Origin of the sequence: Comamonas sp. F1-6, assembly GCF_039581415.1 — a bacterium.
GTDB classification, from domain to species: domain Bacteria; phylum Pseudomonadota; class Gammaproteobacteria; order Burkholderiales; family Burkholderiaceae_C; genus Comamonas; species Comamonas thiooxydans.
In genome coordinates this window covers 44,205-55,968 of the sequence record NZ_JBCPWN010000028.1, presented here as the reverse complement: position 1 = coordinate 55,968, position 11,764 = coordinate 44,205, and the positions used below count along the sequence as shown (strand labels likewise).

Genomic DNA, 11,764 nt, shown 5'->3' with positions numbered 1-11,764 from the left:
GCGCTATGCCCAGGAGTTCTACACCACGGTGAAGACGGCCTATACGCTGGCCTGATGCTTGGGGGCTGTTCAAGCAAGCTGCAAAGCTTGAGCGGCCCATTTTTCAGAAGAAGAGCGAGCATGCCCGGGCCGCGCCGGCCTTGCTGCGAAAGCTGCTACGCTGCGGCCCAGGTTTTCGCTCTTCTCTTCCATGGATTCGCTCACCCCTTTGCGCGCCTTTCGGCGCATTGTTGAACTGGGCAGCATTGCCAGGGCCGCCGATGCACTCGATCTTTCCTCGGCGGCTCTCAGCAAGCAGTTGCGCGCGCTGGAAGCACAGCTGGGTGCGGTGCTGATCCAGCGCACCACGCGCCGCATGAGCCTGACCGATACCGGCCGGGCCTACTACGCCGAATGCTGTCGGCTGCTCGATGGCTTTGACATGCTGGAGCAATCGGTGCGGGCGCAGTCCGAGCTGGTGACGGGGCGGCTGCGCGTGAATGCGCCGCTGTCGTTTGCGCTGAGCACGCTGGCGCCGCTGCTGGCGCGCTTTATGCAGCGCCATCCGCAATTGCAGATCGACCTATCCATGGAAGACCGGCTGGTGGACGCTGTTGGCCAGGGCTTTGATGTCTCCATACGCCTGAGCGCCGAACTGGCGGACTCATCGCTGATTGCGCGGCGTCTGGCCTCGCTGTCGCAAATGTTGTGCGCTTCGCCGGCCTATTTGCAGCAACACGGCCGCCCGGCCAGCGTGGCCGCACTGCGTGGCCAGGCACTGCTGAACTACAGCCTGGCACAGGTTGACGACGGCCTGCAAGTTCCGAGCGAAGCACGGGCCAGCGTCAACAACAGCCTGATGTTGCGGGAGCTGCTGGTGGCCGGCCTCGGCATCGGTGCACTGCCGTCCTTTCTAGCCCGGCCCGCCATCGCTCAGGGCCAGCTGGAGGCATTGAGCCTGCAAGACTGGGCAGAGCCGCCACGCCATGTCTACGTGGTCTACCCCACGCAACGCCACCTGCTGCCCAAGGTGCGCGCCTTTGTGGACTTTCTGGCAGAAGAGCTGCCTGCGGCCATGGGCGGCGATTCTTGACGCCGGATTAAGAGTCTCTCAAGCGCAGGCCTCTTACTCCTGCGAGGCCTGCGCCCTACGCTTGCTGTCCATCAGCCATGAAGGACACAAGCATGACGCAATGCCATGATTTTTCCTGCGCTCTGCCCGCGCAGGTCGCAGCCCATCCAGCCCCTGACCCGGTCCTGTCCGCGGCAGTTGAGGCTGCTCCCACCATCGATTTCTTCCACGACGTGGTTTGCGGCTGGTGCTATGTGATGTCACCGCGCCTGCGCCAGGTGGCCGGCGAGCTGGGCCTGCGCGTACGTCAGCGCAGCTTTGTGCTGCAAGCTTCCCGCGCCGAGATGGTGGCAAGGTTTGGCTCCATGATGCAGGCCAAGCAGATCATTCTTGGGCACTGGGAGGCCTGCGCACGGCATGACGATACACAGCGTATCGACGTCGAAGGCATGCGCCGCGAAACCTTTGAGTACCCCAGCGGCCTGGCCGGCGCACTGGCCTGCCAGGCTGCCCAGATCCTGGAGGGCGACGAGGCCCACTGGAATCTGTTCGATGCCATACAGCACGCCCATATGAGTGCCCATCGCAACATAGGCGACGCCGAGGTGCTGCTGGACATCGCCACGCACACCGGCTTCGAGCGCAATGCGTTTGCGCGCTGCATGGAAAGCACCGAGGCCTTGAACATGGTTCACCAGGACATCGCACTGGCTCAGCACCTGGGCCTGCGCAGCATTCCCACCTTGATCGCCCAGGGCCTGCCACCGCTGCAGACCCAGCCCCTGAACATGCTGCGTGAACGGCTGCGCGCCCTGGTGGGCTAAGCCATTTCCTCTCACTTTTTCACTGGCGCCGAAAGGCGCACCGCTTCTTAGGAAACACTCATGAACTTCTCTTTCTGCGCCGGTGTCCGGCGCTTGCCCACCCTGTTGCTCGCGATGGCAGCAGCGTTCTCCGGCCTGGCTCATGCCCACGGTGGCCACACGCTCCCGGCCGGTGCCGGCCAGGATGTGGGCACCAGCCCCTGGGGGCCGGGCGACGAGATCGGCCGCCTGAACCTGATAACGCCCGCCTCGCGCGCTGCCATCCTGCAGCGCATCGCAGGTGGCCAGGTCTATGACCTCGCCACCGAGTACTACGTGGGCATGCCCAGCTGGCAGGACGCCGGCGATCCGCACTACCAGTTCTGGATGACGCACACGCCACGCGGCACCGTGGTGGACGACCCCATGAACGTGGGCAAGAACATGAACGCCACGCGCAGCTACACGGGCACGGCGTTCTCCATGTACAGCCATACGGGCACGCACATCGACGCACTCAACCACTTCGGCATACGCGGCAGGATCTGGAACGGCTTCAGCGCCGACGAGCATCTGGGCGACCGCGGCTGGCAGCGCACAGGCATAGAGAAATTCCCGCCACTGGTGGCGCGCGGCGTGCTGATTGACGTGGCAGCGGCGAAGGGCCTGGACATGCTGCCCGACCAGTACCGGATCACGCGCCAGGACCTCAAGGACGCGCTGGAACGCCAGAACGTGACGCCGCAGAAGGGCGATGTCGTGCTGATTCGCACGGGACGCATGAAGCTCTACGAGCAACCCCAGGCCTATATGGCCAAACCGCCAGGGCTGGGCCTGGATGCCGCACGCTTTCTGGCCGAGGATGCCGGCGCCATGATTGTCGGCGCTGACAACCTGAGCCTGGAGACTTTCCCCTCAGAAGTGGACGATGACTATGTGCCGCTGCACAGCTACCTGCTGGCCCAGCAAGGCATTCCCATCATGGAATTGGTGGCCCTGGACGGGCTCTCGCGCGACAAGGTCTATGAGTTCGCCTTCATAGGAAACCCGTTGAAGATCCGAGGCGGCGACGCCGCGCCGCTGCGCCCGATTGCCATTCCGGTGCGCTGAGAGCGGCGCTTGCCGGAGCCGGTCCCTGAGCGCCGCTCAGAAAAACAATGTGCGCACCCAGGGCGCGGCCAGCACGTTGACGGCACCGGCAATCATCATCACCAGCGATGCCATCACGGCCTGCACCTCGCCGGCCTGGCGCGCCCTGGCCACGCCGCTGCCATGGGCGGCTCCGCCCCAGCTGGCGCCCGTGGCCAGCTTGCTGCGGATGCGGGGCAGCACACGCAGCACGGTCTCGCCCAGCAGCATGGCACTGACACCGGTCAACAGCACGAACAGCGCCGCCAGATCGGTGGGGCCACCCAGCACTTTCTCGGCCTCGATCGCAAACGGTGTCGTGATGCTGCGCACGGCCAGGCCTTTTTGCAGCGCCTCGGACAGGCCGAACATATCGGCAAACGCAATGGTGGTGGAGATGGACACCAGGCTGGCCACAACCACGCCGGTGGCAATCGACATCCAGTGCTTGCGCAGAAGCTTGCGGTTCTCGTACAGAGGCAGTGCAAATGCCACCGTGGTGGGGCCCAGCAGCCAGACCAGCCAGTGTGTCTGGGCGATGTACTGCGGGTAGCTGACATGGGTCAGCAGCGACAGGCCGATCAGCACCATGGGAGTGGCGACTATGGGCATTAGCAACGGATGGGGATGCTTGCGATACAGGCGCTTGTTGACCCAGTAGCAGACCACGGTGGCCAGCAGCGACAGCAGGCCGATGACTTCATTCGACAGCATGGCTTACTCCTCATCCAGGGCAGAGACATCGCGGCTGGACTTGCGCCTTGCCAGCCACAGCTCGAAGCGATAGACACGATCGACTGCCAGTGCGGTCACGGCCATCACGCAGGCTGTGCTGGCCACGATGACGGCCAGAATGCGCAAGCCCTGATGGCGGATCAGATCGGGGTATTCGGTGACCACCAGCATGGCGGGCACGAAGAACAGCAGCATCTCGGCCAGCAGCCAGTTGGTGCCGCTTTGCAGCCAGCGTGCCTTGACCAGGCCCGAAAAAAGGCCCACGGCCAGCAGGCCGAAACCGATCAGGCCGGCGGGCATGCTCCAGCCGAAATGCTGGCGCAGCACATCCATGGCAATCCAGATGGCACTGAGCAGGCACACTTGCAGCACGGCCTTGAGCAGTTGCCAGAGTGTCTGGGCGAAAGAATGGCTGCCGCCCGGGGCGCGAGGGGCGAAAGCTTCCGTAATCTGTGACATGGGTGAATTCTAGGGTTTTCACCTATATTCATAAAATGACTTATTTTCATTTTTTCCATGCGTAAAAGGAATTCTCATGGACTTGCGCGCCCTGCGCTATTTCATCGAGGTTGTGCGCCAGAACGGCTTCACCCGCGCGGCCGACGCCTTGCATGTGACCCAGCCCACCATCAGCAAGATGGTCAAGGCGCTGGAAGATGAATTCGGTGGCCGCCTGCTGCTGCGCGAGGGGCGGGGCGTGCAGCTCACCGATGCCGGCCAGGTGGTCTATGACCGCGGGATGGAGATTCTCGAGCAGGCCCAGCTGCTGCGCCGCCAGGTGGCCGAGGTCGACCACATCACGCGCGGCGAGCTGTCCCTGGGCATCATGCCCACCACGGGCCATTACATGGCGCCGGTGATCGCGCTGTTCCAGCAGCGCTATCCGGGTGTGAACCTGCAGGTCAACGAGCAGGGGGCGCGTGCCCAGTACCAACTGATTCAGGAAGGCAAGCTGGACATGGCGCTGGGCCTGTTCGCGGCCCCCGATCCGGCGCTGGAGCGCTACACCGTGGCGCGCCAGAAGACGCGCGTGGTGCTGCCCGCCCGGCAGGTGACAGACCCGGGCCAACCCATGCGCTGGAGCGATCTGCGCGACCTGCCGTTTGTGCTCTACACCTCGGACTTTGCGCTGCACGAGCATGTGCTGCAGCAATGCGAGGCAGCGGGCTTCACGCCACAGGTCAAGCTGCAGACGCGCTACTGGGATTTCATAGGCCATCTGGTCGCGGCCCAGGTGGGCGTTGCCGTGATGTTCGAGCATGTCATCGCCCGCTACGATCCGCAGCGCGTGGCCAGCCGCCCGCTGGTGGAGCCCGAGATCCCCTGGGATGTGGCGCTGATGTGGCGGCCCGGCTACCTGTCGCGTGCGGCCCAGGCCTGGCTGAACTGCGTGCGTGAGGTGTATCCACAGCCGCTCCTCGGTGCTGCTTTTCCGGATTTTCAAAACTGATAGCTGTTTTCCATTGTCCAGTAAGCGATACAAGGCTTTTTGATGCTTGATGCTAGTCCAGGTCTTTGTTGCTAAGCTCGCTGCCATGCCCCGCCCGTTCTCTTCCAATCGCTCCAGCAACTTGCGCCGCAGCACCGTGGTGCGCCAGCCCGCGCCCCGGCCCGAGGTCACGCGTCTGCTGTGCTTTCACAAGCCCTATGGAGTGCTCAGCCAGTTCACGCCCGAGGGCAAGTGGCAGGGCCTCAAGGACTGGATCGATGTGCCCGGTGTCTATGTGGCGGGCCGGCTCGATGCCGACAGCGAAGGCCTGTTGCTGCTGACCAATGACGGCCAGTTGCAGGCCCGCATTGCCGATCCGCGCCACAAGATGGAGAAGACCTACTGGGTGCAGGTCGAAGGCATCCCGGACGAGGCCGCACTGCAGCGCCTGCGCGACGGCGTGGAATTGAGCGACGGCAAGACACTGCCCGCCAAGGCCCGCCTGATAGAACCGCAGCCCCTGATGTGGCCGCGCAACCCGCCGATTCGCGTGCGCCAGAACATTCCCGATTGCTGGATCGAGCTCATAATCCGCGAGGGCAGGAACCGCCAGGTGCGCCGCATGACGGCAGCCGTCGGCCACCCCACGCTGAGGCTGGTGCGCATGGCCGTGGGGCCTTATTCGATTGAAGGGCTGGAACCCGGCCAGTGGCTGGATGTGTTGCCGCTCAGTGGTTCCTAGCGCAAAGTATCGAGCCGCTGCAGCTCATCTTCATCTTCCGGCAAGGCAGCTGCCTGCCAGCGCGGCAGAGCCGGCCAGGGGCGAAAGCGAATCCAGCCCACTTGCACCTCCTGCAGGTTGCCCCGCAGCAATGGAAGAGCGGTCGCCAGCTCGGATTGGCGAGCCCGCACGCATTCGCGCAGCGATTGCATGGCTTGCTGGCCACGTCCGAAAAAGCGCTGTTTGCCCAACCAATCGGTGGAGGGCTGGCATTGGGCATAGGCCAGAGGCAGGCTGCTGGCCTCTCCTTCCACCACGGAAATCAGGGCCTGCAGATGCATGTTGAGCTGCTCCTGCGGCATCAGGCCCGCCAGTTGCAACTCCAGCGCATCCTCATGAAAACGATAGCGTGCGGGCAGGGCGGCGCTCAGGGTATAGCCGCCGCCGCTGCGCGAGCGGGCACGGTGACTCAGGATGCGGCTGCCTTGCTCCAGCATCGGGCGGACCAACTGCAACAAGGCCTGCTGGTGCTCGGCATCGTTGTGCTTCAGGGGGATGCGCAGCCGCGTGCTGTCATAACCCCGCCATTGCTCGCGCCAGACCATCCAGCCCGCCGTATGCGGTACGAAGAAAATCAGGGTGATCAGGGACAGCATGGGCACGATGCCCGCCGCCAGCGACCAGGCCGCCCGGATCTCGGCAGCGGCAGCGGCCTCCTCACCCAGGCTGACGAGATTACCGCTCAGCTTAATGAGGGTGGCAAGACTGATGGCAAATGCCAGGCCACAGATCAGAGAAAGCAGCTCGGGCGAGTAAAGGCTGTCGGGCAGATTAATCAGGGTGGCCAGTGCGGCGGCGCATCCCAGCAGAACCACGGCTGCGGACAGCAGATAAAACAGGGCGCATGGGGCCTGCTGCTGGACATCGAGAGCCGGGTTCTGCTCCAGCTCGCGCAGCAACTGCCTGCGGCGCCACCAGCGCAGCGGCTGCCAGAGCAGGGCGCTGACCGCCAGGCCGGCGAGCATGCTGATGAAGAGCGCCGAAAAAGCCCATAGCAGCAAGGCCGCCATCAGCAACATACCCAGTCCGACCAGCCAGTTCATGCCCGCGATTGTCCTTTTGAATTGATAGCTGCTTGTGTTTGATGGACAAGCAATCTAGCCTGTTGTGAATGAAAAATCGCGCTGCCTGCAATCGCAGGTCAGCGCGATGGTTTGATGCTACAGGTTCAGCTGCAGCTCTTGTTGTTGGCGCCGTGCATGCCGGCGGCCTTGGCATCGGCCTCGCTCATGTACTTGCCGTTCTTGGTGGTGCCGTAGAAACGGGTGCCGGGGCAGTGATAGATCTTGCTGTCCTCATTGGCCCAGACCTTGCCTGCACCACCGCCAGGTGCGGCGGTCGCGGCCGGCTTGGCGCCTGCACCAGCCTTGGCAGTGGCCTGCTGATCAATGCCCTTGCGGCCCGAGCAAGCTCCCTTGGAGGACGCCGCGCTCATGGTGGAGCCATCCTTGCAGACAAAGGTCTGCATGTCCGCCTTGGCAGCGGCAGGGGCCGGCGCTGCCTTTGCTGCGGGTTCTGCCGCCGGCTTGGCGGGCATGGGGGCTGTTTTGGCGGCCGGTGCGGCAGGCGCCGCTGCCGGAGCCTGAGCAAGGCTCGCCCATGAGCTGCTGACCAGGGCTGAAGCCAGGCAAATTTTCCATAAATTGCGCATACGAACTCCCTCCAATAGATGTGATGTCACAAGGCGTGACAGGCGCATGCTGCTACGGAAGACCTGATTCCGCAAGCCTCGGCCGTCAGGCTTCAGGTCCCGCTGACATAGGGGTTCAGCTTGCGCTCGCGGCCAAAGCTGCTTTCCGGACCATGCCCGGGGATGAAGATCGTCTGGTCACCCATGGGCCACAGGCGCTGAACGATGGAGTCGATCAGCTGCTGATGATCGCCCTGCGGGAAGTCCGTGCGGCCTATGCTGCCGGCAAACAGCACATCGCCGACAAAGGCGCGGTCGATCTGCGGTGAGTGGAAGACCACATGGCCGGGCGTGTGACCTGGGCAGTGGCGTACGTTCAGCGTTTCCTGGCCGATGGTCACGGTGTCGCCGTCATGCAGCCAGCGCGTGGGCACAAAGGGGTCGGAGTGGGGAAAGCCGAACATGGCGCCCTGCTGGGGCAGACCGTCGATCCAGAACTGGTCGCCCTCATGCGGGCCAATGATGGGTAGCTCGTACTTGGCCGCCAGCTCGCTGGTGCCGCCCGCGTGGTCGATATGGGCGTGGGTGATCCAGATGGCCTTGAGATTCAGGCCCAGGCGTTCCACCTCCCACTCGATCTGCTCGATATCTCCGCCCGGGTCGATGACGGCCGCGTCCATGGTCTGGTCGCACCAGACGAGAGAGCAGTTCTGTTGAAAGGCTGTGACGGGGACAGTGTGATATTGCAACATGGGTGACTTGTATTTTTCAGGCGTTTGCGTAGTCTCGCGGGCTGCGAACCCCGCAAGCATGACACGGCATGACACGCGCATCAAAAATGCCCGCTCAGATTCTGGCGTCATCCCTCATTTGAGCTAGCATGGATGCGAGTGCCCCATTTTGGTGCGGGCTGCTAAAACGTATTTGTGCTGCAAGGCAGCGGGCATTCGCTTCATGGGAGGCGCCCCGACACAGTTTCAAGATCGTTCAGGCCGTGCCAATGCCCATGCAAGCAAGTTCCTCCTGCGGTAGGAATGGTTGGGGGGCGGGTCGGCCTGAAGGGAACCAGTTTTTAAACTCCAGGAGACTCCTCATGTCTACCTCTTCCAACCCGCCGACCGACGCCCAGCGTAGTGACGCCCAGCGTGGTGATGCCCAACTCATCGGCATCCCACGGGAAACCTTCCCGCTGGAAAAGCGCGTGGCCACCGTGCCCGATGTGGTCGAAAAACTCATCAAGCTGGGCTTTTCGGTCGCCATCGAATCGGGCGCCGGCGATGCCGCCAACTTCAGCGATGACGCTTATCGCGCAGTGGGTGCCGAGGTGCTGCCCAACGCTGCGGCGGTCTGGGCTGCTGCCGACATCATCTTCAAGGTGCGCCCGCCCACCCCGCAAGAAGTCGCGCTGATGCGCGAAGGCCAGATCCTGATCGACTTCATCTGGCCGGCCCAGAATCCCGATCTGATGCAGCAACTGGCTGCCAGGAAGGTGACGGTGCTGGCGATCGACTCGCTGCCCCGGACATTGAGCCGCGCGCAGAAGATGGATGCACTGACCTCCATGGCCGGTGTTTCGGGTTACCGCGCCGTGATCGAGGCCGCCAACGCCTTCGGCCGCTATTTCAACGGCCAGATCACGGCCGCAGGCAAGGTGCCGCCAGCCAAGGTCTTCATTGCCGGCGCAGGTGTGGCCGGTCTGTCGGCCATTGGCACGGCCGCCAATCTGGGCGCCATCGTGCGCGCCAACGACACGCGCGCCGAAGTGGCCGATCAGGTCACATCGCTGGGCGGTGAGTTCGTCAAGGTCGACTACGAAGAGGACGGAGCTGGCGGCGGCGGCTATGCCAAGGTGATGAGCGAGGGCTTCCAGGCTGCGCAGCGCCAGATGTATGCCCAGCAGGCCAGGGAGGCCGACATCATCATCACCACCGCGCTGATCCCCGGCAAACCGGCGCCCAAGCTGATCACGGCCGAGATGGTGCAGAGCATGAAGCCCGGCAGCGTGATCGTCGACATGGCGGCCGAGCAGGGCGGCAACTGCGAGTTGACCGTTCCCAACGAGGCCGTGGTGCGCCACGGCGTGACCATCATCGGCTACACCGACCTCGCATCGCGCCTGGCCAAGCAGTCGTCCACGCTGTACGCTACCAACCTGCTGCGCCTGACGGAAGAGCTGTGCAAGGCCAAGGATGGCGTGGCCGTGGTGAATATGGAAGATGATGCGATTCGCGGCCTGACCGTGGTCAAGGACGGCGAGATCACCTGGCCGGCACCGCCCATTGCCCAGGCGCCCAAGCCTGCTCCCAAGCCTGCAGCGCCCGTGGAGCAGAAGAAAAGCGGTCATGGCCATGGCGCTGCCGGCCCGCTGCCTGCCAAGACCTTGGCCATTATTTTTGCGATTGCCGCCCTGGCCTTCTGGTTCATCGGTGCCTACGCGCCGGCGGCCTTCCTGGGCCACTTCACGGTGTTCGTGCTGGCCTGCTTCATCGGCTACATGGTGGTGTGGAACGTGACGCCGGCCTTGCACACGCCGCTGATGAGCGTGACCAACGCCATCTCCAGCATCATCGCCATTGGCGCTCTGGTGCAGATTGCACCGCCGGGAACGGCGGGTACCGCTCGCCCTGATGACTTGATTCGTTGGCTGGCCTTTGCAGCGCTTGTGCTGACTGCCATCAATATGTTTGGCGGCTTTGCCGTGACACGTCGCATGCTGGCCATGTTCCGCAAATAAGAAGAACGAGCACAAGAGAGAAACACCATGTCCCAAAGTCTCGCAACGGTGGCCTATCTGGGGGCTGCCATTTTGTTCATCCTCAGCCTCGGTGGCCTGTCCAACCCCGAAACCTCGCGCCGCGGCAATCTGTTCGGCATGGTCGGCATGGCGCTAGCCGTGCTGGCCACCGTGTTCGGCCCACGCGTCGATGCCGGCGGCATCGCCTGGATCGTCGGCGCGCTGGTGGTCGGTGGCGGTATCGGCCTGTATGCGGCCAAGGTCGTCAAGATGACCCAGATGCCCGAGCTGGTCGCCCTCATGCACAGCCTGGTCGGCCTGGCCGCCTGTCTGGTGGGCTTTGCCAGCTATGTCGATACCTCCATCGAGCTGGCGGGTGCAGAAAAAGCCATTCACGAGGTGGAAATCTACGTGGGCATCCTGATCGGTGCCATCACCTTCTCGGGCTCGCTGATTGCCTTCGGCAAGCTCAACGGCAGGATAGGCGGCAAGCCGCTGCTGCTGCCCGCACGCCACTGGCTCAATCTGCTCGCGCTGTTGGTGGTGATCTGGTTCGGGCGCGAGTTTCTGCATGCCCAAACCGTGGCTGACGGCATGTTGCCGCTGATCGTGATGAGCGTCATTGCGCTGCTGTTCGGCGTGCACATGGTCATGGCCATTGGTGGAGCCGACATGCCCGTGGTGGTGTCCATGCTCAACAGCTACTCGGGCTGGGCTGCGGCGGCGACCGGCTTCATGCTGGGCAATGACCTGCTGATCGTCACCGGCGCGCTGGTGGGCTCCTCGGGTGCCATCCTGAGCTACATCATGTGCCAGGCCATGAACCGCAACTTCATCAGCGTGATTGCCGGAGGCTTTGGTTCCGGTGCTCCCGCCAAGAAGGGCGATGCTTCTGCGGCCGCAGAGCCCCAGGGCGAAGTGGCGCCCGTCAGTGCAGCCGAGACCGCCGAGATGCTGCGCGAGGCAAAAAGCGCCATCATCGTGCCCGGCTACGGCATGGCCGTGGCCCAGGCCCAGCACACCGTCAATGAAATCACCCGGACCCTGCGCGAGCAGGGAGTGGATGTGCGCTTTGCCATCCACCCAGTGGCGGGCCGCATGCCCGGCCACATGAACGTGCTGCTGGCCGAGGCCAAGGTGCCTTACGACATCGTGATGGAGATGGACGAGATCAACGAAGACTTCCCCGAGACCGACGTGGCCATCGTCATCGGCGCGAACGACATCGTCAATCCGGCAGCCCAGGACGATCCCGAGAGCCCCATCGCCGGCATGCCGGTGCTGGAAGTCTGGAAGGCCAAGACCTCGATCGTGATGAAGCGCTCCATGGCCTCCGGCTATGCGGGCGTGGACAATCCGCTGTTCTACAAGGACAACAACCGCATGCTGTTTGGCGATGCCAAGAAGATGCTGGATGAGGTGCTGGGGGCACTGAAGAGCTGATGAGATGGAGTGGCCTCTGCTGAGGCGCTC

The 11,764-nt window shown here is 63.6% G+C and carries 12 protein-coding genes; 7 read left to right on the top strand and 5 right to left on the bottom strand.

The genetic code is table 11. From position 1 onward, the window contains the following. Positions 1 to 190: 190 nt before the first annotated feature. The 3 genes from AAIL66_RS21715 to AAIL66_RS21705 all read left to right on the top strand — a co-directional run bounded on the left by AAIL66_RS21715 (position 191) and on the right by AAIL66_RS21705 (position 2,964). On the top strand, positions 191 to 1,072 hold the full coding sequence (locus tag AAIL66_RS21715) for a LysR family transcriptional regulator (RefSeq protein ID WP_343497732.1): 882 nt from the start codon (positions 191 to 193) through the stop codon (positions 1,070 to 1,072). A gap of 92 nt (positions 1,073 to 1,164) precedes the next feature. Beyond that, complete coding sequence (locus AAIL66_RS21710; RefSeq protein ID WP_343497731.1) at positions 1,165 to 1,875, top strand: DsbA family protein; 711 nt, start codon at positions 1,165 to 1,167, stop codon at positions 1,873 to 1,875. A gap of 60 nt (positions 1,876 to 1,935) precedes the next feature. After that, positions 1,936 to 2,964, top strand: coding sequence for a cyclase family protein (locus AAIL66_RS21705; RefSeq protein ID WP_343497730.1), 1,029 nt, complete (start codon positions 1,936 to 1,938; stop codon positions 2,962 to 2,964). Between the two features lie 36 nt (positions 2,965 to 3,000). Here AAIL66_RS21705 and AAIL66_RS21700 read toward each other — a convergent pair whose 3' ends face one another. Together AAIL66_RS21700 and AAIL66_RS21695 are read right to left on the bottom strand one after the other, a co-directional pair. Then, positions 3,001 to 3,696, bottom strand: a complete 696-nt coding sequence (locus AAIL66_RS21700) for an LrgB family protein (RefSeq protein WP_343497729.1) — start codon at positions 3,694 to 3,696, stop codon at positions 3,001 to 3,003. Between the two features lie 3 nt (positions 3,697 to 3,699). Next, entirely contained in the window at positions 3,700 to 4,176 is a 477-nt protein-coding gene (locus AAIL66_RS21695) for a CidA/LrgA family protein (RefSeq protein WP_343484310.1), read from the bottom strand. Between the two features lie 76 nt (positions 4,177 to 4,252). Here AAIL66_RS21695 and AAIL66_RS21690 point away from each other — a divergent pair, with 76 nt between their 5' ends. Further along, a complete protein-coding gene (locus AAIL66_RS21690; protein ID WP_343497728.1) occupies positions 4,253 to 5,167 on the top strand; it encodes a LysR substrate-binding domain-containing protein in 915 nt (304 codons plus the stop codon). A 49-nt stretch (positions 5,168 to 5,216) separates the two neighbouring features. Further along, complete coding sequence (locus tag AAIL66_RS21685; RefSeq protein WP_343497727.1) at positions 5,217 to 5,888, top strand: pseudouridine synthase; 672 nt, start codon at positions 5,217 to 5,219, stop codon at positions 5,886 to 5,888. Here AAIL66_RS21685 and AAIL66_RS21680 read toward each other — a convergent pair. The 3 genes from AAIL66_RS21680 to AAIL66_RS21670 form a co-directional block, all read right to left on the bottom strand. Continuing rightward, positions 5,885 to 6,970, bottom strand: coding sequence for a hypothetical protein (locus AAIL66_RS21680; protein ID WP_343497726.1), 1,086 nt, complete (start codon positions 6,968 to 6,970; stop codon positions 5,885 to 5,887). The two genes, AAIL66_RS21685 and AAIL66_RS21680, sit on opposite strands and share 4 nt — an antisense overlap. Positions 6,971 to 7,095: 125 nt before the next feature. Next, positions 7,096 to 7,464, bottom strand: coding sequence for a hypothetical protein (locus AAIL66_RS21675; RefSeq protein WP_034380947.1), 369 nt, complete (start codon positions 7,462 to 7,464; stop codon positions 7,096 to 7,098). Between the two features lie 206 nt (positions 7,465 to 7,670). Further along, positions 7,671 to 8,309 (bottom strand): MBL fold metallo-hydrolase, encoded by a 639-nt coding sequence (locus AAIL66_RS21670; RefSeq protein WP_034380907.1) that lies wholly within the window; start codon positions 8,307 to 8,309, stop codon positions 7,671 to 7,673. A 341-nt stretch (positions 8,310 to 8,650) separates the two neighbouring features. Here AAIL66_RS21670 and AAIL66_RS21665 point away from each other — a divergent pair, with 341 nt between their 5' ends. Continuing rightward, positions 8,651 to 10,291: a Re/Si-specific NAD(P)(+) transhydrogenase subunit alpha gene (locus AAIL66_RS21665; RefSeq protein ID WP_224649532.1), complete on the top strand. Its 1,641-nt coding sequence runs from the start codon at positions 8,651 to 8,653 to the stop codon at positions 10,289 to 10,291. Positions 10,292 to 10,318: 27 nt separating this feature from the next. Then, entirely contained in the window at positions 10,319 to 11,734 is a 1,416-nt protein-coding gene (gene pntB / locus AAIL66_RS21660) for a Re/Si-specific NAD(P)(+) transhydrogenase subunit beta (RefSeq protein ID WP_343497725.1), read from the top strand. Positions 11,735 to 11,764: the final 30 nt, after the last annotated feature.

Excerpts from the sequence above, each read along its gene's own strand:
- AAIL66_RS21715 (WP_343497732.1), top strand. The coding sequence starts at position 191 with ATGGATTCGCTCACCCCTTTGCGCGCCTTTCGGCGCATTGTTGAACTG.
- AAIL66_RS21710 (WP_343497731.1), top strand. The coding sequence starts at position 1,165 with ATGACGCAATGCCATGATTTTTCCTGCGCTCTGCCCGCGCAGGTCGCA.
- AAIL66_RS21705 (WP_343497730.1), top strand. The coding sequence starts at position 1,936 with ATGAACTTCTCTTTCTGCGCCGGTGTCCGGCGCTTGCCCACCCTGTTG.
- AAIL66_RS21700 (WP_343497729.1), bottom strand. The coding sequence starts at position 3,696 with ATGCTGTCGAATGAAGTCATCGGCCTGCTGTCGCTGCTGGCCACCGTG.
- AAIL66_RS21695 (WP_343484310.1), bottom strand. The coding sequence starts at position 4,176 with ATGTCACAGATTACGGAAGCTTTCGCCCCTCGCGCCCCGGGCGGCAGC.
- AAIL66_RS21690 (WP_343497728.1), top strand. The coding sequence starts at position 4,253 with ATGGACTTGCGCGCCCTGCGCTATTTCATCGAGGTTGTGCGCCAGAAC.
- AAIL66_RS21685 (WP_343497727.1), top strand. The coding sequence starts at position 5,217 with ATGCTAGTCCAGGTCTTTGTTGCTAAGCTCGCTGCCATGCCCCGCCCG.
- AAIL66_RS21680 (WP_343497726.1), bottom strand. The coding sequence starts at position 6,970 with ATGAACTGGCTGGTCGGACTGGGTATGTTGCTGATGGCGGCCTTGCTG.
- AAIL66_RS21675 (WP_034380947.1), bottom strand. The coding sequence starts at position 7,464 with ATGCCCGCCAAGCCGGCGGCAGAACCCGCAGCAAAGGCAGCGCCGGCC.
- AAIL66_RS21670 (WP_034380907.1), bottom strand. The coding sequence starts at position 8,309 with ATGTTGCAATATCACACTGTCCCCGTCACAGCCTTTCAACAGAACTGC.
- AAIL66_RS21665 (WP_224649532.1), top strand. The coding sequence starts at position 8,651 with ATGTCTACCTCTTCCAACCCGCCGACCGACGCCCAGCGTAGTGACGCC.
- pntB (WP_343497725.1), top strand. The coding sequence starts at position 10,319 with ATGTCCCAAAGTCTCGCAACGGTGGCCTATCTGGGGGCTGCCATTTTG.